Genomic DNA, 21,865 nt, shown 5'->3' with positions numbered 1-21,865 from the left:
TGGGGCGCGCAGGGCCTTTTGAGTAGCCTGCGCCACCTCGCTTTTACGTCGTAGAGTTTTTCATGCGCTCCCTCAATGTCTTGATCCTCGAAGATAACCCGTTCCAACTGATGGCCCTGCACCAGATGCTCAATGCCAATGGTGTATTCAATGTAATGACGGCCGAAACAGTAGAGGCCGCCCGGCAGTCGTTGGCGAGCAAGGGGCCGGTAGACATTGCTATTTGCGACCTCTATCTGGAGCAAGGCGATGCCCTTGAGCTGATTCGCGAATTGGGCGAGCTGCGGCAGACTCAGGTGCTGATCCTGTTAAGCAATGCTGAGCCCAACGTATTGGAGGGTGTCGCCAACATGGCGCGTCAGGCCGGGTTGAATGTGCTCAGGTGTTTGCCCAAACCCGCCTCGGCACAGCTGATCGGGCAACTGCTGACGGTTTGCCGGCAACACTTACGCCCAGGGCCGCAGGTAGTGTCCTGGGAGAGGGTACGCCAACTGTTGGGGGTGAATGAGCAGGATGAATTGCCGCCTTCGGTGGATGCCTGCCAGGTAGCCATCGCGCGCTACGCCAGCGCCAGCTTTCAGCCTATCGTTTGCCAGGCAGGCGTATTGCAAGGGGTTGAGGTGCTGGCGAGGTGGTACCTACCTGAGGGAGAAGTGTTGCTACCGCATGAATTCCTGCCGGTGCTGGAGTTTGCCGGTATGGAGGAGGCATTTACCTGGCATGTGATGGAAGAGGCCCTAGGCCTTGTCAGCCAGATAGCGTGGGATACGGGCGAGATCTTGCCAGTGGCGGTGAACATTCCCGGGCGGATGCTGGAGCATGCGCATTTTCCCCAGAGGCTGCAGCGCCTGCTGCAACGCTATGCCGTGCCCGCCCATAGCCTGACGCTGGAACTGGTCGAAACCACCCGCTTGAACACCGACAGTGCTCATGTCAGCAGCTTGCTACGTTTGCGGATGATCGGTTGCAAATTGTCTATCGGTGACTTCGGCGTCGGCGGTACGAGTTTGCAGCGTTTGCTGGAGCTGCCTTTCACCGAGCTGAAAATACCACCGGCCTTTGCCTGTGGAATGGCGGGCGATGAGCGCAAAGTGGCCGTCGTTGCAGGCGCCATGAGCATGGCCAGCCGCATGGGCATGAACGTGGTGATGGCGGGCATTGAAACGACAGCCGATCGTGATGCGGCCTGTGCACTGGGCCCTGCCTGGTTGCAAGGCCGCCTGATTGCCCCGCCGATGGACGCTCAGGCACTGAAAGAGTGGCTCGGCCATGAGGCTAGGCCAACCCATGCTCCTGCACGTAGATAAACAATGATGCGTCGGTACTGAGCCCTAGCTTGCGCATGGCGCTCACTTTTTGCGCACTGACTGTCTGCTTGCTGCGATGCAGTTGTGCCGCAATCTCACCAACGGTCAGCCCTCTCGCCAGCAGGCGAATCACTTCCAGCTCGCGGGGCGACAGTTGCTCGTGGGACTGCAATCGATCAGTGCCCACGGCGCTCAGTGACTGGCGAATGGTGTGGGCCACATAGCATTGCTGCTGGCGTACCCGCCGGACGGCTTCAGGCAATTCATTCGCGAGGCTGGCTTTACTCAGCAGGCCCATGACACCCAGCTCCAGAATGGCGTGAAACAACCCAGCGTTGTTGAGCATGGTCACCACGACGATGGGCAGCGTTGGGTGATGCCGGCGCAGTTGTTCGATCAGTCGCAAACCGTCGGCCTGGGGTTCGGCGGGCATCATGAAATCGGTGATCAACAGGTCGCAGGCACAGTGTTGCAGCAATTGGGCAAGGGACTGGGGTGAGTTGGCTTCGCCGACGATTTCCAACTGTTCATCGCGTTCCAAGACGGCTCGCAGACCAATCAGGAAAATGGGATGGTCGTCGGCAAGGATGATGCGCAAGGGTTTTTCAGGTGCGCTTCTCAAGATAGATTCCCCGGACAATTCGGGGATTTTAGCCTGTTAACCCAGTGATGGTGGAAAGTGGGGTGTTCACGGTGCACAAAAACGCCGCTTTCCCTTCCTTGGGGCAGCGGCGTTTTCTGTTTCTGGCAGGCCCGGTCTAGTGTTACGAGAATAGTTTCTGCGCGACGACTATGACGGTGCCGACTGCGGCATAGAACCCTGTCGCGATACCCACCGGGTACCAGAAAGTCTCACAGGTTATCTTCAGGGATTCTTTGTTGAGTTTGTTCTGCTCTGCGTTCATACGTGCGATTTCAGCAAAAATACGTGAGACCTCGGCGTGCATTCTGTCTGTCGATGTTTGCTGTTCATTGTGTTTCGCCATCATCTTCATCCTTCGCAATAAGGGCCTTTTGACATGCGCTTTTACCTGCGTTGCAGCCTGACCAGCGCTCAACGAGTATAGGATTCACCTCCGGCCTCAACCCCCGGAAAACCTCAAATCAGCCACCCATTGCGTAAGCAGTTATGTGCGGCCGTTTTTTCGTTGTCATGTTGCAAGCGCATGCTGGAATCCGTCACCCCCTGACGGCCCCATAAAGACGATAAAGCGAACTTTCCTACGTCACAAACAGTCACTTAGGATAGATGCAGCTCCCGTTGAAACGATTGTTCCCGAACTATTGAGTGGTGATCGAGATGGAAAGTATCAGCCTATTGCTCGAAGAAGCACTGAGCCCTTATCAGGTTACGCTGACCACCTCTGGTGTGCAGGACGAGTGCCTGGTAACCGTGAAGAATCCTGCTGGCGCCATTGTGGTCGAACGTGAAGTCGACCGCGCCCAATTGATGGACAAACGCGTGCTGGTGGATGTGGTGGATTGCCTGCTGCGTGACATCAAAATTGCCGAAGGGCGCGTCGAACCCTCGGTCATCGCGGCCTTGCGCAACGCAGCCCAGACCCGCAACGCCACCGCCGCATGAAGAATTGTTTAATTATGGAAACTTCCTACAGCGTGGCCGGTCAGATTTCGTAACAGCAAGAGCAAACATTGTGCTCCGGTGTTTGTGCCTTGTTGTACTGGTCTTTGTAGGCCACGTTTAACCCCGAAGTGTCTCCCCACGCTCCGGGGTTTCTTTTTGCCTGCGATTTGTCAGGGGGCCGGCGAGTCCTGGAAAAAACTCGGGTTATCGCGCAGATACTGTTCACGCATGAAGGGGTCCAGCCATGAGGCGTAGGACTGCTGTATCTGCTCTTGTGGGATTTCGCGCAGGATCTGGTTGATCCTTTCGATGGCTTGGCGTCCCTGGGGCGTATCCGAGCAACCGATGTGCGTCCGTTGGTAAGGCGCCGAGCCTTTGATGGGGTAGAACATCAAGTCGTCCGAGACGATGCCCTGCTGCATCGCGTGATAGCGGATTTCCGGCCAATAACCCAACACCGCCTCCAGTCTGCCCAGGCGCTGCATCTGCAACAGGCTACCCAAGGCGTCGTTGCCGTAATGCAGTGCGAGCTTGTGCGCATCAGCGTGCTTGAGCTGTTCATCGATGACAGGCCCGTAGCTGCGCTCGGCGATGGCTCCCACCCTTGACGTGTGAGCATCGAGGAACGCCTGCAGGTCAAACTGGCCTTGCGTGATGTAGGGCGCCATGGCGTCCTGCTGGTCGTGTCGGATGGTGACGCCATTGCCGGCCACCACAAACGCCTGGCTGGAAAACACGACGTACCTGGCCCGTTCGGCCGTCCACAGCAATGACGGATCACAGGTGAACGTGGGCTCACGCAGCATTTGCATGCCCCGTGCGCGATTGACGTGCAGCACTTGGTGGCGGTACTCCGGCAGGCGTTCGATGAGTATCGGCAGTAACTGGTCCAGCGCACCCTGGCCTTTGCGTGGGCCTTCGAAAATGGTCAGGGGAGGCAGGTCACGTAATAGCCAGACCAGCGTGTCTTCAGCATTGGCGGTCGGGCCCCAGGCGAGCATGACGCCGAGGCAAAGCTGAGCAAGCCTGCGGATCATCAGATCGCGCCTGCCTCACGTAAACGCACAATGGCGGCAGCGTCATAACCCAGCCCGCCCAGCACCTGGCTGTTATGTTCACCCAACTGCGGCCCGACCCATTCGCAGCTGCCCGGCGTGTCCGACAGCTTGGGCACGATGCCCGGCATCTTGAAGTCCTTGCCGCCAGGCAACTTGGCCTTGAGGAACATCTCCCTGGCGAGGAATTGCGGGTCGCCGAGCATGTCTTCGGCGCTATAGATGCGGCTGGCGGGCACTTCGGCCTTATTCAGGATCTCTACCACCTGACCCAGCGGCAGCGAGTTCACCCAGCGATCAATTACCCCATACAGCTCATCACGGCGGCTATCGCGCCCGTCATTGCTGGCAAGTGCAGGATCGTTGGCGAGGTCTTCTCGACCGATGGCCGACATAAAGCGCTTGAAGATCGCATCGCCGTTGGCGCCAATCTGTACATGCTTGCCATCGGCGCTGGTGTGGATCGAGGACGGCGTGATGCCGGGCATGATGTTACCGGTGCGTTCGCGGATGAAGCCAAACACGTCGAACTCCGGAATCATGCTCTCCATCATGGCGAAGATGGCTTCGTACAGCGCCACATCCACCACTTGCCCCAAACCGCCATTGACTTCGCGATGACGCAGCGCCATCAACGCACCGATCACCGCCCATAACGCGGCGATCGAGTCGCCGATCGAAATACCGGTGCGGACTGGCGGGCGGTCTTCAAAGCCGGTGATGTAGCGCAGGCCGCCCATGGATTCGCCCACAGCACCAAACCCTGGCTGATCTTTCATCGGCCCGGTCTGGCCAAAGCCGGAGAGACGTACCATCACCAGCTTGGGGTTGAGGGCGTGCAGGGTTTCCCAGCTCAGGCCGAGTTTTTCCAGCACGCCGGGGCGGAAATTCTCGATCAGGATGTCGGCGTCGGCCAACAGTTGCTTGAGGATGGCCAGACCGTCGGGGTGCTTGAGGTTCAGCGTCAGCGACTGTTTGTTACGCGCCTGCACGAACCACCACAGCGATGTGCCCTCGTACAGCTTGCGCCATTTGCGCAGGGGGTCGCCGCCGTCGGGAGACTCGACCTTGATCACGTCGGCGCCGAATTCCGCACAGATACGGGAGGCAAACGGGCCGGCGATCAGGGTGCCGAGTTCGATGACTTTCAGTCCGGCAAGCGGTTTGGCGTTGAACGACATGAGGATCCTTGTCTGCGCAGGGCGTGGGTGTGATGCCTTTTAACATAGGCGAGTAGCCCTGGGCAGCGCAGGATTCGTTGAATAGCCTCGCCATCGGTTAGACTGGCCGCCTTTCCCTGTCTCTAGAAGCCCGTTCATGGCCCAGCCGTCCACGACCTACAAATTCGAACTCAACCTCACCGACCTCGATCGCTCGGTGTACGAGAGCGTCAAACAAACCATCGCCCGCCACCCGTCGGAAACCGAAGAGCGCATGACCGTGCGCCTGCTGGCCTACGCCCTCTGGTACAACGAGCAGTTGTCGTTCGGGCGCGGCCTGTCAGATGTAGACGAACCAGCCCTGTGGGAAAAAAGCCTGGATGATCGGGTTTTGCACTGGATCGAAGTCGGCCAGCCCGACGCCGACCGCCTCACCTGGTGCTCGCGCCGCACCGAACGCACCAGCCTGCTGGCCTACGGCAGCTTGCGCGTGTGGGAAGGCAAGGTAGTGCCGGTGGCGAATAACCTGAAAAACGTACACATCGCCGCCGTGCCCCAGGAAGTCCTGGAGACCCTGGCCAAGGACATGCCCCGCGTCATCAAGTGGGACGTGATGATCAGCGAAGGCACGATGTTCGTCACCGACGACCGCGGTCAGCATGAAGTCCAACTGCAATGGCTGGTCGGCGAACGCGGCTGAGACTGTAGGAGCCAGCTGTTGTGGTGAGCAAGCTTGCTTGCGCTGGGGTGCGAAGCGCCCCCAAAAAAGCGAGAGGCTGCTACGCAACCCACGGGAGCAAGCTCCCTCGCCACAACAAGCCAGCTCCCACAGCTGATCTGCGTTGCCTTTAGCATTGCTAACTAACTGTCAAATAGAAGAGAAGCTCCCGTCACCCCATGCGTATCGATCCTCGCCCGTTGCCCGCCGTCCTCCCGTTTCTCGGTGAACTGCCACCGCTGTTGACCCGTCTCTACGCCGCGCGCGGGGTGCAGTCCGAGGCCGAGCTGGATAAAAGCCTGGCCCGGTTGATTCCCTATCAGCAGCTCAAAGGGATTGATGCGGCGGTGGACTTGCTGGTGACCGCATTGGAGCAGCGCCAGCGTATCTTAATCGTCGGTGACTTCGACGCCGATGGCGCCACCGCCAGCACCGTAGGCACCCTGGGCCTGCGTTTGCTCGGTGCGGCCCATGTCGATTACCTCGTGCCCAACCGTTTCGAGTACGGCTACGGCCTGACCCCGGAAATTGTCGCTGTCGCCCTGCAGCGCGAGCCGCAGTTGCTGATCACCGTGGACAACGGCATTTCCAGCGTCGAAGGCGTGGCGGCGGCGAAAGCGGCGGGGTTGCAGGTGTTGGTGACGGACCACCACTTGCCTGGTGATGAGTTGCCGGCGGCAGATGCCATCGTCAATCCGAACCAGCCCGGCTGTGAGTTTCCGAGCAAGGCCCTGGCCGGCGTGGGTGTGATCTTTTACGTGCTGATGGCACTGCGTGCGCGCCTGCGCAGCTTGGGCTGGTACGACAACAAGCCGCAACCCAACATTGGTGAATTGCTCGACCTGGTTGCCCTGGGCAGCGTGGCCGACGTAGTGCCCCTCGACGCCAACAACCGCATCCTCGTGCATCAAGGCCTGGAGCGTATCCGCGCTGGCCGTGCGCGGCCGGGGATCAAGGCGATCCTGGAAGTGGCCAAGCGCGACGCGGCACGCATCACTTCTACTGACCTGGGCTTTATCCTCGGCCCGCGCCTGAATGCCGCCGGGCGCCTGGATGACATGAGCCTGGGGATCGAATGCCTGTTGACCACCGACGTTGCCGCTGCCCGTGAAATGGCCGCGCAACTGGATGGCATGAATCAGGACCGTAAATCCATCGAGCAAGGGATGCAGCGCGAGGCCTTGGCCCAGCTCAAGGACCTGCCGGTGGAGTCGATGCCCTATGGCTTGTGCCTGTTCGACCCGGAATGGCACCAAGGTGTAATCGGCATTCTGGCGTCGCGCATGAAGGAGCGGTATTTCCGACCGACCATCGCCTTTGCCGACGCCGGTGATGGCCTGTTGAAGGGCTCAGGGCGCTCTGTGCAGGGTTTTCATATCCGTGACGCCCTGGCGGTGGTCGCGAGCCAGCATCCCAACCTGATCGCCAAATACGGCGGCCACGCCATGGCGGCTGGCCTGACACTGCGCGAGGAAAATTTCCCACTGTTTGCCGAAGCCTTTGATGCTGAAGTGCGTCGGCAACTGCGTGAAGAAGACCTGACCGGACGCTTGTTGTCGGATGGCACTCTGGCGGTGGAAGAGTTTCACTTGGAGCTGGCCCGCGCGTTGCGACATGCCGGGCCGTGGGGGCAGCACTTTCCCGAGCCGGTCTTTCACGGTGTATTCCAGTTGGTAGAGCAGCGCGTGGTGGGTGAGCGGCACCTGAAGGTGGTGCTCAAGACTGAATGCGGGTCAGTGAAACTCGATGGCATTGCCTTTGGCGTGGACCGTGAGGTCTGGCCGAACCCGACCGTGCGTTGGGTGGAGTTGGCGTACAAGCTGGATGTGAACGAGTTTCGTGGGAATGAGACTGTGCAACTGATGATTGCCCACATCGAACCGCGCTAGACGCTGTAGGAGCAAGCTACCTGGGGTGAGCGGGCTTGTGTGGTGAGCGGGCTTGCCCCGCGCTGGGCTGCGCAGCAGCCCTAAAACCAAACGCCGCATTCTGTCAGACAGAATGCGGCGTTCTTGTTGGGGCGGCTTCGCCACCCAGCGCGGGGCAAGCCCGCTCACCACAAAAGCCAGCTCCCACGGGGGAAGAGCTTATTCGGTTTTGGCCTGATGCTTCACGATGATATCCACCAACCGCTTCGCCAGCGCCGGGTAGTTCTCATCGAAGTGATGCCCACCTGGCAACTTCAACGCTTCACCCACGGCTGTCTTGTCCGTGCAGCCGCTCTCGTCGACCTCTTCCGCGCCGTAGATGCACACCACTTTCTCAGGGGGCAGCTTAGCCATTTCCGGCCCAGTGGCGGCTTCTTTACCGGCGTTGCCCAACCAGCCTTCCACTTCAATTTCGAAGCTGCCCGTGCGCGCGAACGCCAGCAGAATGATCGCGTCCACGCGCTGCTGCTCGTTTTCCGGCAGGCGGTTGTAGATGGCCGGCAATACATCGGCGCCGAACGAATAACCGGTCAGTACGAAGCGCTTGGTGCCCCATTTCTGACGGTAGTGCTGCATCAGTTCGGTGAGGTCCTTTGCGCTTTGTTCCGGGGTCTTGTGCTGCCAGTAGTAACGCAGAGTATCGATACCCACCACCGGGTAGCCGATCTTGGCCATTTCACCGGCCACGTCACGGTCCAGGTCACGCCAGCCGCCATCACCGGAGAGGAACAGGGTGACGGTATCTTTCGCTTGGCCGGCCGGGACTTCAACCACCGGAATCGCCAGGCCGCCGTTGTCCGAACCTACTAGTTGCTTGCGCAACTCGTTGTTCAGCACTTGCGGGTAGTGAATGTCGTAGTCGCTGATACTGGTGGTGGCGCGCGGGGTGTCACGTACGAAACTGGCGCTTTCATCGTCAGGGTTATCGTTCCAGGCCACCAGCCAATTGCCGTGTGCGGCTGTCTTTGGCAGTGGATCCTTGCAGCCTTCCTGCACCAAGGCGAAGCCGACGGAGATGGCGTTGGCCTTGTCGTCGTTCTGGGTGGCCAGCCAGCGCCAGGCTAGGGCGGCGCCAGGGCCGATGCCGCTGACCAGCGTTGCTTGGCCCTTGAGCTGGCCCAGGGCGTTTTGCAGTGCTTGTTCCTGCAGCTTGCAGTCGTCCTTGGGCAGGATCACCTGGACAATCTGCGCCTTGCCGCCTTGGCTCAAGGCGACCAGTTGGCTGTCGGTCAGGATTTCATCGGGCATCACGGCCACGGCCACACGGGCTTTCGGCGTTCCGTACGGGGTTACCCGGGTCATCACCGAGCCATCGGCCTGGGGCAGTTGCTCCAGGGTTGGCTGCGGGGCAGGGCGGTTCCAGTACCAATAGCCGCCACCCAGGATCAGGGCGAGCAGCACTACAAAGGCCAACACATACCGCCAGGAGCGTCGAATCATCAGCGTTTCACCAATCCAGTCAAGCCGCCCGCGATCAGGGCGGCGGTATCGGCCAGTGCCACCAGCGGATCAAGTCCTGCGGGCACGGCCATGTAACGGGGTTCCCAGTCAGGCTGGAACTTGTCTTTGAAGCGGCGCAAACCTTGGAAGTTATACAGTTGCTCGCCACGTCGGAACACCATCGAGCCCAGGCGTTGGGTCAGCGGGGCGCCGCGTCGTGGTTGCAGGCCCGACAACGGCACCATGCCGAGGCTGAAGCGGGCGTAGCCGTGACTCTTATAGTGTTGAATCAGGCCGACCATCATGAACTCCATGGTCAGCTTGGGTGCGTCCGGGTGGGCGCGCATCAGGTCGAGACTGGCCAGGTCGTGGTTGTAGGTCTCGAGCAGGTTGGCGAAGGCCACCGGGCGCCCTTCGAAGCGAATGATCGCGATGCGAAAGTGCTTGAGGTAATCGTCGCTGAAACGTCCCAGGGAGAAGCCTTTTTCCCGTACGTTCTTACCGGTCAGCCAGGCATCGGAGATTACCTTGAGCTCGTCCATCGGCGCGGTGCCCGGCTCGCAGATCTCCAGGGACAGGCCGTCCCGCGAGCCGCGGTTCCAGGTGTAGCGCAGATCCTTCATCTCTTTGCCCTTGGCTTCCAGGTCAAAGCGTTTCAGGTCGACGCGGGCTTCTTCGCCCAGCTTGATGGCGGTGAGGCCGATGTCCATGTAGTACGGCAGGTTCTCGGCGCGGACCTGGTAGAACACCGGGCGCGCATGGTGAATGTCGCACAGGTCACGGAACTGCCAGATCATCTCGGCCCGTGGCTGGGTCGGGCCAATCGGGTCGTACAAGGCTACCAGGCTGCGGCCGCGACGGGCGTACATGAGGAAAGCTTCATCATTGGGGTGGAACAGCAGCGCTTTGTCGCCGGTAAGCGCCAGGCCTCCGTCGGGCTGGGACGAGGCCATCAGGATCTTGCTGGCGCGCTCCAGTTCGTCTGGCGTCGGCAAGTGGATCACCGGGCGCGCGGTGCGCAGCAGCCAGGTCAACGACACGATCACTAGCACCACGGCGGCGCCCAGCAGCGAGCGCAGGCCGCGTGGAGCGTTGGCGTCCAGGGTGAACTGCCACCACAGTTGATGGCTGTACGGTACGTCTTGATAAGCGAACAATAGCAGCCAGATCGAAGCGCCCAGCACGCAGACACTGGCCACCAGGTACAGCGGCGAGAAGGGCAGTTCGGTGAGGCGGCTGGCGCGATAAAACGAGCGTCGGAAGATCGCCAGCAGGATCGCGGTCATGGTCATCAGGCTGGCTTCTTCCCAGTCGAACCCCTTGAGCAGCGAGAGCAGGGCGCCGACCAACAGCAGCACCATGGTCAGCATCCAGGCAGCCGACAAACGTCGACGCAGACCCTGGGCCAGCAACAGGCACAGCACGCCGATCAGGCTGGCGCCAAAGTGCGAGGCGTCAATCAGGCGGTGGGGAATCAGGAAGCCGATGTTTTCCAGGCGTGAGTCGATTTCGGGCGTGGCGCCAGAGAACAGCAGGACCACGCCGGACAAAAAAACCAGCACGGCCAATACTGGCGCTGCCAGCCCCGAGGCGACCCGCAGGCTTTGCTGGGTCTGGAACAGGCGCTGTGCTTCGTTGACCAGCAGGAACACGCAGGCGATCAGCAGCGGCAACACCACGTAGATCATGCGATACAGCAGCAGGGCGGCGGCCAAAGGCGCGGCGCCCAGTTTGTCGGCGAAGGCCGCCAGCAGGATCGCTTCGAATACGCCCACACCGCCCGGCACATGGCTGAGCACACCAGCGGCCAAGGCCAGCAGGTACACCAGCAGGAAGGGCCCGAACGGCGGCGCTTCCGGCAGCAGCATATAAAGGACAGTGGCGGCAGCGGCCACGTCCAGCGCGGTAATGATCAGTTGCAGGAAGGTCAGGCGGCGACCCGGCAGGCGCAGGGTTCGACGACCGGCTTTTACCAGCAGGTTATCCGGGTAGGGTTGTTCCGGCAGGCGACGGCGATAAATGCCTATGCACAACACCGCCGACAACAACAGCACCGCGCCAGCAATACCGCCCAGCACAGCCTGTGGCAAATGCAGGTAGGTCGATGCGGCGGGCAGGTTGCTCAGTGTCGCCAATGCAGCCAGTGGCGGCAGTGCAGTACCGAGCGCCAGGCTGGCGAACACTGTCATGTGCGCGACTTCCGAAGCCCCGATGCCATGGCGTGCATATAAACGGTAACGCACCGAACCGCCGGAGAGCATCGACAGGCCAATCGCATTGCCGATGGCGAAGGCGGTAAAGCCACCGAGGGCCAGGGTTTTGGCGGGCAGGTTCACGCCCGCGTAGCGCGCGCCGGAAAATTCGTAGCCCAATAGAATGACGAAACCGGCGACTGCCGCCGCAAACGCACCCAGCAAGGCGGGCTTGGGCACTTCCAGGATCGAGTCGTGGAGGGCGTAGAGGTCCAGTTCCAACAGCAGGTGTCGGCAGGCGATCAGGGCGATGGCGAACAATAATAGGGTGACGGCCAGCCCGATGGGTTGCCGGTACTTGCTCACCAGATCCAGCCAACGTAAACGAGTGGGTGTGATCGGTTGTTCTGCTGTGACAGTGTCTTGTGGTTCAGACGAGTTGGCGCGCATCAATCACCTCGTGGATTGTGCGCGACAGGATGGAGGTATCCAGCCAAGTTACCAATCCCTATGGACAAAATAATTACAAATATTAACGCGTATCACCGGGTGCGGCGACAGCGGCCATTGGTCGTAGAGGGTAGCGATTGAGCATTCAGCATAGCTTGCAAAGAGATGGACTCAACAAACCGTGTAGGGTTTCATGAAAGATGCCATGCCATTGTTTCAGAAGAACTTTTTCACCGGATACAAAAAAGGCCACTCTTTCGAGTAGCCTTTTTTGATGTTTGGTTGCGGGAGCCGGATTTGAACCGACGACCTTCGGGTTATGAGCCCGACGAGCTACCAGACTGCTCCATCCCGCGTCTGTGGGCGGCATTCTACAGCCCAACGGCGGGGTGTCAACCGTTAATGGGCTGATGGGTCAAATAAGTGTGAATTTGTCGTTACACGTTGACCAAGGACGGTAAGTGCGCGACGAGTAAAGATTTTTTTGTCTTACAATTTTCGTACAGGAAGGAAAAACGAGCAGGCACAAAAAAGGCCACTCTTTCGAGTAGCCTTTTTTGATGTTTGGTTGCGGGAGCCGGATTTGAACCGACGACCTTCGGGTTATGAGCCCGACGAGCTACCAGACTGCTCCATCCCGCGTCTGTGTGTCGGCATTCTACAGAGGAACGCAGGTGTGTCAACCCGTGAATCGAAGAAAAGCGCTTGTGGTTCAATCGGTTAGCTCTCCAAGGTGGCCTCTCGATACCCCGCCAGCCCAGTGTGGCCGAGGGTTTCAGCTCTATCAGCAGGTAAAATTCGATTGAGAAAATAAATTCATCCGGGATTTTTCCTACCGCTCAAGCGGAAGAATTAAACTACTGGTGCTATATACAGGTGTGAATGCGATACTGGCCACCCGTAGGTACACACCCCCGTTTATATGACGCAGCGCAAAATCATCCACGTCGACTGTGATTGCTTCTACGCCGCCATCGAGATGCGCGATGACCCGGGCCTGGCGCAAAAACCGCTGGCGGTGGGTGGCTCGGCCGACCGGCGCGGGGTGATCGCCACCTGCAACTACGAGGCGCGGGCCTATGGCGTGCGCTCGGCCATGTCGTCACGCCATGCCTTGAAGCTGTGCCCGGACCTGACCATCGTCAAGCCGCGCATGGATGCCTATAAGGAAGCGTCGAAGGAAATCCAGACCATCTTTCGCGACTACACCGACCTGATCGAGCCGTTGTCACTGGATGAAGCCTATCTGGACGTGTCCGACAGCCCGCATTTCGGCGGCAGTGCCACGCGTATTGCCCAGGATATTCGCCGGCGTGTCTCCAACCAGTTGCACATCACCGTGTCCGCCGGCGTGGCGCCGAACAAGTTCCTGGCCAAGATCGCCAGTGATTGGAAGAAGCCCAACGGACTCTTCGTGATCACCCCGGACCAGGTTGAAGACTTCGTCTCGCAGTTGCGCGTGAGCAAGTTGCACGGTGTGGGCAAGGTCACGGCGGACAAACTGGCGCGCCTGGGAATCGAAGACTGCCTGCAGTTGCGCGAGTGGAACAAGCTGGCGTTGGTGCGCGAATTCGGCAGTTTTGGCGAGCGGCTGTGGAGCCTGGCCCGTGGGATCGATGACCGCGTGGTGCAGAACGACAGTCGCCGGCAGTCGATCAGTGTAGAAAATACCTACGACGTGGACCTGCCGGATCTCTCAAGTTGCCTGGCCAAACTCCCCGAGCTGATGGAAACCCTGGCCGGACGCATGGCGCGCATCGACAGCAGTTACCGGGCAGGCAAGCCGTTCGTTAAGGTGAAATTTCATGACTTTACCCAGACCACCTTGGAGCAGGCGGGGGCAGGGCGGGATCTGGAGAGTTATCAGCAACTGCTGACGCAAGCGTTTAACCGCGGTGGGAAGCCGGTGCGGTTGCTGGGGATTGGGGTGCGGTTGCTGGACCTGAGTGGTGGTAACGAGCAATTGGAGCTATTTACCCCTCTGTAGGAGCGAGCTTGCTCGCGAAGAACGCATCGGCACCGCGTTCATTCAGAATGCCCGCGTCATCGTTGACGTTTTTCGCGAGCAAGCTCGCTCCTACAAGGTTCAGCGTGCGCCTGGATCTGCGACGAGACGCCCCGCATCCTTGGTCAACGCCTGCAGGAATTCCTGCTGCAACTCGGGATCATTGCGGGTCAGTTCGATCAGGCTTTGCTCCAGCTCGCTGGCTTCTTCTTCCAGGCCCAGTTCAGACAAGCGCTTGACCCTATGCACCCACTGACTGACTTCGTCATCTTCCAGGTCGTCGTAGATCAGTCCGTGGGCTTCCAGCAACTTATTGCGCAAGGTGCTGCTGACCGCCAGCGTGGAGTCCGAATGCACGTCGTCCTGGCCATCTTCCACGCTGATCTTCAAGGTCGTGACGCGGTTCAGGTCCTGCTCGGCAAACGGGCTGTCCAACAGGTTCAGGCGCAATACGCCATTACGGTCGGTGGTCAGCTCATGGACTTGCTTGCCGGCGGTAACTTGCACCGGGCGTTCGCTCCAGGGCAGGCTCGAATACTCCACGCGCTTGTCGCGCTGGACTTCATCAATGCCCGCCAGGTTCTGTTGCGCACGGCCGTGGGACTGCACGTTCATGAACGGGTTTAGGCCGTCCACGCCGTAGATCAGCCAGTCACGCGTCACACTGGTCGGCAGGTTGCCAAGGGCGAATACGTTCACCACATTGGCGCCCGCGCCGGCCACCAGGGCTACGGCACCCAAAGGCATCTCATAGAGTTTGCGCCAGGGCTGGTAGGGCGTGTAGCGGTCGTAACGACGGGTGACTTCGAACTCGGTGACCTCGAAGGTCTTCTGTTCGTGAATGCGGACCCGGCGTTGCGGCAGCTCCAGCACTTTGGGTTCGCCTACATCAATCTGCAGGCTGTGGTCGAGCAACTTACGCTCGACCCGCTCCTCGTGCTCACTGCGTTGCGACATCTGGTTGGCGCAGCCGCTGACCAGCAGGGCGCCGCACAAAGCGGCGCCCCCCAGGGCTCTGGTGTTTCGCTTGAACATGACTTCTCTTGATCTGGTTTTCAGCGACGAATACGCGCCTGAAGGAAAGACAGCACGTCAGCCACCGGCAACGGTTGGGCTTCGGCTTCGGTCCGGCTCTTGTATTCCAGATTGCCATCGGCCAGGCCGCGGTCACTGACCACGATCCGGTGCGGGATGCCAATCAATTCCATGTCGGCGAATTTGATGCCCGGGCTGGTTTTCTTGTCCCGGTCATCCAGCAACACTTCAAAACCGGCGGCCGTCAGATCGGCATACAGTTTGTCGGTGGCTTCGCGTACTTGCTCGGTTTCATAACGCAGCGGCACCAGAGCCACCTGGAACGGCGCGAGGGCGTCACTCCAGATGATGCCTTTCTCATCGTTGTTCTGCTCGATGGCAGCGGCAACCACGCGCGATACGCCAATGCCGTAGCAGCCCATCTCCAGGGTGATCGGCTTGCCGTTCTCGCCCAGCACTTCGCACTTCATCGCCTTGCTGTACTTGTTGCCCAGCTGGAAGATGTGCCCGACTTCGATGCCGCGCTTGATTTCCAGGGTGCCCTTGCCATCCGGGCTTGGGTCACCGGCCACCACGTTGCGCAGGTCGGCCACGGTCGGAACCGGCAGGTCACGCTCCCAGTTCACGCCGAAGTAGTGCTTGTCGTCGATGTTCGCGCCGATGCCGAAGTCGCTCATCAGCTCGACCGAACGGTCGATGATGATCGGCAGCGGCAGGTTCAGCGGGCCGAGCGAACCTGCGCCGGCGCCAATGGCGTCACGCAGTTCGGCGTCGGTAGCCATGACCAGCGGGCTGGCCACGCCAGGTTGCTGGGCCGCCTTGATTTCGTTGAGTTCGTGGTCGCCACGGATCACCAGGGCGATCAGCTTGCCTTCTTCTTCGGCGCGCACGATCAGGGTCTTGATGGTCTTTTCAATCGGCAGATTGAATTTTTCCACCAGGGCCGCGATGGTCTTGGTCTCAGGTGTGTCCACCAGGCGCAGCTCTTCAGCCGGTGCTGGACGGGAGGTTTCCCGTGGCACGGCTTCGGCTTTCTCGATGTTCGCCGCGTAGTCGGAGCCGTTGCTGAACACGATATCGTCTTCGCCGGACTCGGCCAGTACGTGGAATTCGTGGGAACCGGCGCCGCCGATGGAGCCGTTGTCCGCTTCAACCGGACGGAACTTCAGGCCCAGGCGCGTGAACACGTTGCAGTAGGCCTGGTGCATGCGGTCGTAGGTGACCTGCAGTGACGCCTGGTCGGCGTGGAACGAGTACGCATCCTTCATGATGAATTCGCGGCCGCGCATCAAACCGAAGCGTGGACGGATTTCGTCACGGAATTTGGTCTGGATCTGATACAGGTTCAGCGGCAGCTGTTTGTAGCTGCTCAGCTCGTTGCGCATCAGATCGGTGATCACTTCTTCGTGGGTCGGGCCGGCGCAGAAGTCGCGGCCATGACGATCCTTGAAGCGCAGCAGCTCAGGGCCGTACTCTTCCCAGCGCCCGGATTCCTGCCACAGTTCAGCCGGTTGGGTACTCGGCATCAACACTTCCAGAGAGCCGGCAGCGTTCATTTCTTCACGAACGATGGCTTCGACCTTGCGCATCACCTTCAAGCCCATGGGCAGCCAGGTGTACAGGCCGGAGGCCAGTTTGCGGATCATGCCGGCGCGCAGCATCAGCTGATGGCTGATCACGACCGCGTCGGAAGGCGTTTCTTTCTGTGTGGCGAGCAAATATTGACTGGTACGCATGGTAGGCCGTTGTCGGTTGCTTGGACTTGAAATGACTCTGGATTGTACGGGCGCAAACTGCCGCCGTACAGGCATCAGAATGTAGGGATGTCTGTAGTGAGGGAGCTTGCTCCCGTTCGACAGCGCAGCTGGAGCCGGCTTTTGGGGCTGCTTCGCACCCCAGCGGGAGCAAGCTCCCTCACCACAAAAGCATGTGTGTCAGTCTTCCTGCGGTGGATTCAACCGAATTCGCCGATTCTCCTGAAACCAATGCAGCGCAATCAGCAGCAACGTCGGCACACCCAGCATGCAGGTGATCAGGAAGAAATTGTGATAGCCGAACTTCTCCACCATCACCCCCGAATAGCCACCGATCAGCCGCGGTAGCAACAGCATGATCGAGCTGAGCAACGCATATTGGGTGGCGGAGAACTTCAGGTTGGTCAGGCTGGAAAGGTAGGCCACGAATGCCGAGGTCGCCAGCCCCGAGCTGAAGTTATCCAGGGAAATGGTGAAGATCAGCATCTGCAGGTCCGGGCCCATGTCGGCGAGCATCACGAACAGCAGGTTGGTGCCAGCCGAGGCCACACCGCCGATGAACAGGATCGGCAGGATGCCGAAACGCACAATCAGCAGGCCGCCCATGCCGGCGCCAAGCAAGGTCATGATCAGGCCGAAGATCTTGCTGACCCCGGCGATCTGGTCCTTGGTGAAGCCCTGGTCGATGTAGAACACGTTGGCCATCACGCCCATCACGGTGTCGGACATGCGATAGGTAGCGATCAGCCCCAGCAGCAACAACGCCTGCCAGCGGTAGCGCAGGATAAAGTCATTGACCGGCGTCAGCACCGGCGCCAGGCCACGGCGGCCCATGGCCGAGAGGCATAGGGTGGTGAGCGTTATATAGAGGATGGCCCGCAGGAATGCGCGGTCTTCCATCAGCAAGTCCCACAGGCTCATGCCATGGAACAGCACGCTTTCGAAGTCAGTGTTGAACAGTTGGGTGAACATGGCCGGCACCGACACCAGCAACACGATCAGTACAAACACCGAAACCAACTGATGCACAAAGCTGTAGCGCCCGGCCTGCAATTGAGTGCGCAGTGGCACATTCGGTTCGCGCATGAAGAAGGTGGTCAGCAGCGCCGGGATCATCAGTACCCCGAACAGCACATAGGTGCCGGTCCAGGCCGAGTGTTTATAGTTGAAGCCGGTGGAGCCGAAACCTTCGGCAAAAAACAGTGCGCCCGCTGTGGCGAGCAGGGCTGCAATGCGATAGCCGGACATGTAGCTGGCGGCCAGAGCAGCCTGGCGGCTGTCGTCGGCGATTTCCAAGCGATAGGCGTCGACGGCGATGTCCTGGGTGGCGGACGCAAAGGCAACGATGACCGCGATAGCGATCAGCCAGGACAAGTGTTTCTGCGGGTCGCAAAAACCCATGCCGATCAATCCGAGGATCACCAGCGACTGGGCCAGCACCAGCCAGGAACGGCGGCGCCCGAGTTTGCCGAGCAACGGCAGGCGCCATTGGTCGAGCAGCGGCGACCACACCCACTTAAAGGCATACGCCAAACCGATCAAGCTCGCGTAGCCGATGGTTTCGCGCGCCACACCGGCTTCGCGCAACCACACTGAAAGCGTCGAGAACACCAACATGTAAGGCAGGCCGGCGGCAAAGCCGAGCAACAACAGGACTAACGTCGAGGGGCTGGCATAGGCGGCGAGCGCGGCGCGCCAGGTTTTACGGGGCATGGGCTGGAGTCTGCCTCAGATTTGCGGAAACAAAGCGCGCACTCTAACCGCTGTGCTCTACCGGGCGCCAGCCATGGCGCTGAATATCAACGCGATTGTTGCGGACAGTGACGCCTTCATCGCGCAAACGCGCGCGTTGCTCGTCACCCGAGGCACTGCCCACCGGCAGACTTATCCGACCGCCGGCACCCAGCACGCGGTGCCAGGGCAGCTTGGTGTCTTCGGGAAGCTGGCTTAGCGTACGGCCAACCCAGCGCGCCGCACGCCCGAGCCCCGCCAAGTGGGCCAGCTCACCGTAGCTCACCACGCAGCCTGCGGGCACTTGGGCCAGGGTCAGGTAGAGCGCGGTGCGGCGCATTTCGGCGGGGCTTTGTGGTGTTTCGGCGGGCTGATTCACGGTAGGCATATCCATTGATACCGACGGCACAATTGTAGGAAAGGTCTGTAAGTGTGCTGATGAGAATTGAACTCAACATAAATCCTTGAGTCAGTCCTAGCTATCTAACACGATAACCGCCCTTTTTCGCCAACCTTGAGCTCCTTATCCGCTTATGCTGTCCAGAACCCTGCTGTGCCTCGCTGTTTTCAGCGCCTCCACGCCTTTGCTGGCCGATACCGTCTGGTTGAAAAACGGTGACCGCCTGACGGGCAAGATCAAGGTCTTCGACGGTGGCAAGCTGCTGATCCAAACCGATTACGCAGGCGCCATCCCGGTAGACTGGAAACAGGTGAAAACCCTGGAGAGCGACCAGGAACTGCTGGTCAAGCAGGACGCCTATACCGGCGAGAAGGCCAAGTCCCTGAAAGCGGCGGACGATGGCAAAGTGGTCCTGGCCAACGGCGAAGCGCCCAAGACCGTCGAACTGGCCAGCATCCAGCAGATCATCAAGCCCAAGCCGGTGGTTGAAGACCTGGTGTGGAAGGGCAATGTAGACATGGCGCTGGACTATAAACGCGCCGATAAAGACACCAACGACTACGACATCGACTTCAAGACCACCGCCCGCCATGGTCAATGGCGCCATACCGGGCAGGGCGAGTACAACCGCGAGTTCCAGGACGACGTCACCACCACCGACAACTGGGCCCTGGAATACGACCTCGACCGTTTCCTGACCGAGCACTGGTTCTGGCAGGGGCGCTTGACCTACAAGCGCGACAAGGTTGAAGACCTGTCCCGTCAACGCACCGTCGGCACGGGCCCGGGCTATCAGTTCTGGGACGATGAGTTGGGCGCGTTCTCCCTGGGCTCGCTGGTCAACCGCACCGACTATGAATACGCCGACGGCGGCAAGGACAACTTCTACTCCCTGGCCATGAAGTGGAATTACAACCGCTACCTGGTGGGCAAGACCGTCGAGTTCTTCACCAACGGCGAAGTGGGCAAGCCCATCGGCGGTCCGGCGGAATACTCGTTGGACGCAGAAATGGGCCTGCGCTACAAGGTCACCGAGTGGGCGTCGCTCAACCTCAAGGCCGAACGCGACGTTATCAGTGGAGACTCCGACAGCAGCCTGAGCAAAACCCGCTATACCGCAGGCTTTGGCGTGGCCTGGTAACACGGGCGTACAAAACCTGCTTGGCAACCTTTGCCGATAATGATTACCTTGCGTTGAGATTCATTCCCATAGGCCCATAGGCCCATAGGCCCATAGGTCATGGAGCGGCTGAATACCCGAGGAGTCATACGTTGAGCGCACAGGTTGCCAAGAACGCCCGAGAGCTGTTGCTCAAGGAATACCGTGGGGCTCTCGCCACACAGTCCAAAGCCATGCCCGGCTTCCCTTTCGGCTCGGTAGTGCCGTATTGCCTGGACGAGCAGGGCCGCCCGCTGATCCTGATCAGCCGCATCGCCCAACATACTCACAACCTGCAGAAAGACCCCAAGTGTTCGCTGCTGGTGGGTGAGCGCGAGGCGGATGACGTGCAGGCCGTCGGGCGCCTGACCTACCTGGCTGAAGCCGAAAAACTGGAGGAGGGCGCAGCCATCGAGGCGGCGGCCGAGCGTTATTACCGCTACTTCCCCGATTCAGCCAACTACCACAAGGCTCACGATTTCGACTTCTGGGTGCTCAAGCCGGTGCGTCACCGTTATATCGGTGGTTTTGGCGCGATTCACTGGGTCGATCAGTTGACGTTGGCCAACCCGTTTGCGGGCAAGGCCGAGCGCAGCATGATCGAACACATGAACAGCGATCACACCAAGGCCATTGCCCATTACGTCGACCTCACCGGTTTACCGACTTCCGAGCCTGCCCAGTTGGCCGGTATCGACAGCGAAGGCATGCACTTGCGTATAGGCCAATCCTTATATTGGTTGCCGTTTGCGGAGTCTTGCAACACGCCGACACAAGTGCGCGAAGCCTTGGTTTCATTGGCTCACGCCGAGGTCTGGCCGAAAAAAGAAGCCGCTGACGCTTGAATTCACGAAACGGCGACGTCATCTAAGGTGGACTGGCAAGGCATTCTTGCGTTGAGGAACCATTTGATGCGCCCTTTTTTGTTGCTCTTTCTGCTGTTCCCGGTGTTGGAGCTGTTCGTATTCGTTCAAGTCAGCAGTGCGATCGGCTTTTTCCCGGCCCTGTTGCTGATCATTCTCGGCTCGATGCTCGGCGTTCTGGTGCTGCGCGTCGCCGGCCTGGCCACGGCGCTGCGTGCCCGTGAAAGCCTTAACCGGGGCGAACTGCCCGCGCAAACCATGCTTGAAGGCCTGATGATGGCCCTGGCCGGTGGCCTGCTGATCCTGCCAGGTTTCATCAGCGACGTGGTCGGCCTGGTGATGTTGCTGCCGTTTACCCGCAAATTGCTGGCAGGCAAGATGCGCCAGCGCGCCGAAGAGGCAGCGATTCGCCAGCGTGCGTTCGCCGATGACCTGCAACCCCGTGGCGGTCCGGCCCCGCGCCAGCCGCTGGGGCGTGAAGGTGATGTGATCGAAGGTGAGTTCGAGCACCGCGACAGCAAATAACCGCTTAGCTGGCACGGCACCTCTGGGTGCCGTGCTGCTTTCAGTCGTCGGCACACGCAAAAAAATTACGCCACGGCCCCTTGTAATAAGCTTATGCGCCCTTATGTAACGGTCACCGCAAGGTTTCTGGTGGCGACACCAGACAGACTTCCGCGTCTTGCTTGGCGAGGCGCGACCGGCACAGCCGGAATACACCCCGCCGGTATTGACACCGGCCGATGAAAAACACAATTAGGAGAGATCGACAATGAGCAAGCTTCGTCCTCTGCACGACCGCGTCGTAATCCGTCGTAGCGAAGAAGAAAAGAAAACCGCTGGCGGTATCGTTCTGCCAGGTTCGGCTGCTGAAAAAGCCAACCACGGTGTGATCGTCGCTGCGGGTCCAGGCAAAACCCTGGAAAACGGTGAAGTGCGTGCTCTGGCCGTTAAAGTCGGTGACAAGGTTGTATTCGGCCCTTACTCCGGCAGCAACACTGTGAAAGTTGACGGCGAAGACCTGCTGGTCATGGCTGAGAACGAGATTCTCGCCGTACTGGAAGGCTGATTCCCCCGCTCATT

Annotated in this window: 19 protein-coding genes and 2 tRNA genes; 9 read left to right on the top strand and 12 right to left on the bottom strand. The window is 59.9% G+C overall.

Going from position 1 to position 21,865, the window contains the following annotated elements; genetic code table 11:
• Window positions 1–62 precede the first annotated feature (62 nt).
• Window positions 63–1,307, top strand: coding sequence for an EAL domain-containing response regulator (locus U367_RS0116260; RefSeq protein WP_028617809.1), 1,245 nt, complete (start codon window positions 63–65; stop codon window positions 1,305–1,307).
• On the opposite strand, the gene U367_RS0116255 is transcribed toward U367_RS0116260, so the two are convergent.
• The gene (locus U367_RS0116255; protein WP_028617808.1) at window positions 1,276–1,929 is read right to left on the bottom strand and encodes a response regulator transcription factor; all 654 of its coding nucleotides are present in this window, start codon (window positions 1,927–1,929) and stop codon (window positions 1,276–1,278) included. The genes U367_RS0116260 and U367_RS0116255 overlap by 32 nt on opposite strands.
• Window positions 1,930–2,071: 142 nt before the next feature.
• The gene (locus U367_RS0116250) at window positions 2,072–2,293 is read right to left on the bottom strand and encodes a hypothetical protein (protein WP_028617807.1); all 222 of its coding nucleotides are present in this window, start codon (window positions 2,291–2,293) and stop codon (window positions 2,072–2,074) included.
• A gap of 314 nt (window positions 2,294–2,607) precedes the next feature.
• Here U367_RS0116250 and U367_RS0116245 point away from each other — a divergent pair, with 314 nt between their 5' ends.
• Entirely contained in the window at window positions 2,608–2,892 is a 285-nt protein-coding gene (locus U367_RS0116245) for a DUF3509 domain-containing protein (RefSeq protein ID WP_028617806.1), read from the top strand.
• Between the two features lie 170 nt (window positions 2,893–3,062).
• On the opposite strand, the gene U367_RS0116240 is transcribed toward U367_RS0116245, so the two are convergent.
• Window positions 3,063–3,929, bottom strand: a complete 867-nt coding sequence (locus U367_RS0116240; RefSeq protein WP_028617805.1) for a TIGR02285 family protein — start codon at window positions 3,927–3,929, stop codon at window positions 3,063–3,065.
• A complete protein-coding gene (locus tag U367_RS0116235; protein ID WP_028617804.1) occupies window positions 3,929–5,128 on the bottom strand; it encodes a CaiB/BaiF CoA transferase family protein in 1,200 nt (399 codons plus the stop codon). The genes U367_RS0116240 and U367_RS0116235 overlap by 1 nt, the downstream gene beginning before the upstream one ends.
• 136 nt (window positions 5,129–5,264) lie before the next feature.
• Here U367_RS0116235 and U367_RS0116230 point away from each other — a divergent pair, with 136 nt between their 5' ends.
• Window positions 5,265–5,807 carry a YaeQ family protein gene (locus tag U367_RS0116230; protein ID WP_016977727.1) on the top strand — a complete coding sequence of 181 codons (543 nt, stop codon included), beginning with the start codon at window positions 5,265–5,267 and terminating at the stop codon, window positions 5,805–5,807.
• A 197-nt stretch (window positions 5,808–6,004) separates the two neighbouring features.
• Window positions 6,005–7,714 carry a single-stranded-DNA-specific exonuclease RecJ gene (gene recJ / locus U367_RS0116225; protein ID WP_028617803.1) on the top strand — a complete coding sequence of 570 codons (1,710 nt, stop codon included), beginning with the start codon at window positions 6,005–6,007 and terminating at the stop codon, window positions 7,712–7,714.
• Window positions 7,715–7,912: 198 nt separating this feature from the next.
• Here the strand turns inward: recJ and U367_RS0116220 are convergent, their stop codons facing one another.
• The 4 genes from U367_RS0116220 to U367_RS0116205 form a co-directional block, all read right to left on the bottom strand.
• A complete protein-coding gene (locus tag U367_RS0116220) occupies window positions 7,913–9,193 on the bottom strand; it encodes a virulence factor family protein (protein ID WP_028617802.1) in 1,281 nt (426 codons plus the stop codon).
• A complete protein-coding gene (gene mprF, locus U367_RS0116215; RefSeq protein WP_028617801.1) occupies window positions 9,193–11,835 on the bottom strand; it encodes a bifunctional lysylphosphatidylglycerol flippase/synthetase MprF in 2,643 nt (880 codons plus the stop codon). Before mprF ends, U367_RS0116220 begins: the two co-directional genes overlap by 1 nt.
• A gap of 279 nt (window positions 11,836–12,114) precedes the next feature.
• A tRNA-Met gene (locus U367_RS0116210) sits at window positions 12,115–12,191 on the bottom strand.
• 209 nt (window positions 12,192–12,400) lie between these two features.
• Window positions 12,401–12,477 (bottom strand) — tRNA-Met (locus tag U367_RS0116205).
• Between the two features lie 280 nt (window positions 12,478–12,757).
• Here U367_RS0116205 and dinB point away from each other — a divergent pair.
• Window positions 12,758–13,822, top strand: a complete 1,065-nt coding sequence (gene dinB / locus U367_RS0116200; RefSeq protein ID WP_028617800.1) for a DNA polymerase IV — start codon at window positions 12,758–12,760, stop codon at window positions 13,820–13,822.
• Between the two features lie 99 nt (window positions 13,823–13,921).
• Here the strand turns inward: dinB and U367_RS0116195 are convergent, their stop codons facing one another.
• From U367_RS0116195 to U367_RS0116180, 4 genes are all read right to left on the bottom strand, one after another.
• On the bottom strand, window positions 13,922–14,875 hold the full coding sequence (locus U367_RS0116195) for a hypothetical protein (RefSeq protein WP_028617799.1): 954 nt from the start codon (window positions 14,873–14,875) through the stop codon (window positions 13,922–13,924).
• Between the two features lie 20 nt (window positions 14,876–14,895).
• Window positions 14,896–16,611: a proline--tRNA ligase gene (locus U367_RS0116190; protein WP_028617798.1), complete on the bottom strand. Its 1,716-nt coding sequence runs from the start codon at window positions 16,609–16,611 to the stop codon at window positions 14,896–14,898.
• 198 nt (window positions 16,612–16,809) lie between these two features.
• Window positions 16,810–18,342 carry an AmpG family muropeptide MFS transporter gene (locus tag U367_RS0116185; protein WP_028617797.1) on the bottom strand — a complete coding sequence of 511 codons (1,533 nt, stop codon included), beginning with the start codon at window positions 18,340–18,342 and terminating at the stop codon, window positions 16,810–16,812.
• A 43-nt stretch (window positions 18,343–18,385) separates the two neighbouring features.
• Window positions 18,386–18,748: an MGMT family protein gene (locus U367_RS0116180; RefSeq protein WP_016975520.1), complete on the bottom strand. Its 363-nt coding sequence runs from the start codon at window positions 18,746–18,748 to the stop codon at window positions 18,386–18,388.
• Between the two features lie 145 nt (window positions 18,749–18,893).
• Between U367_RS0116180 and U367_RS0116175 the strand changes: the two genes are divergently transcribed.
• From U367_RS0116175 to U367_RS0116160, 4 genes are all read left to right on the top strand, one after another.
• The gene (locus U367_RS0116175) at window positions 18,894–19,901 is read left to right on the top strand and encodes a DUF481 domain-containing protein (protein WP_025854818.1); all 1,008 of its coding nucleotides are present in this window, start codon (window positions 18,894–18,896) and stop codon (window positions 19,899–19,901) included.
• A 131-nt stretch (window positions 19,902–20,032) separates the two neighbouring features.
• Complete coding sequence (locus tag U367_RS0116170) at window positions 20,033–20,764, top strand: HugZ family pyridoxamine 5'-phosphate oxidase (RefSeq protein ID WP_028617796.1); 732 nt, start codon at window positions 20,033–20,035, stop codon at window positions 20,762–20,764.
• A 66-nt stretch (window positions 20,765–20,830) separates the two neighbouring features.
• Entirely contained in the window at window positions 20,831–21,307 is a 477-nt protein-coding gene (locus U367_RS0116165; protein WP_016975517.1) for an FxsA family protein, read from the top strand.
• A 247-nt stretch (window positions 21,308–21,554) separates the two neighbouring features.
• A complete protein-coding gene (locus U367_RS0116160; RefSeq protein WP_017846112.1) occupies window positions 21,555–21,851 on the top strand; it encodes a co-chaperone GroES in 297 nt (98 codons plus the stop codon).
• The last annotated feature ends 14 nt before the right edge of the window (window positions 21,852–21,865 follow it).

Origin of the sequence: Pseudomonas canadensis, from assembly GCF_000503215.1 — a bacterium.
Classification (GTDB): domain Bacteria; phylum Pseudomonadota; class Gammaproteobacteria; order Pseudomonadales; family Pseudomonadaceae; genus Aquipseudomonas; species Aquipseudomonas canadensis.
The sequence above is the reverse complement of the archived record's forward strand: the minus strand, read 5'-3'. Positions and strand labels throughout refer to the sequence as shown.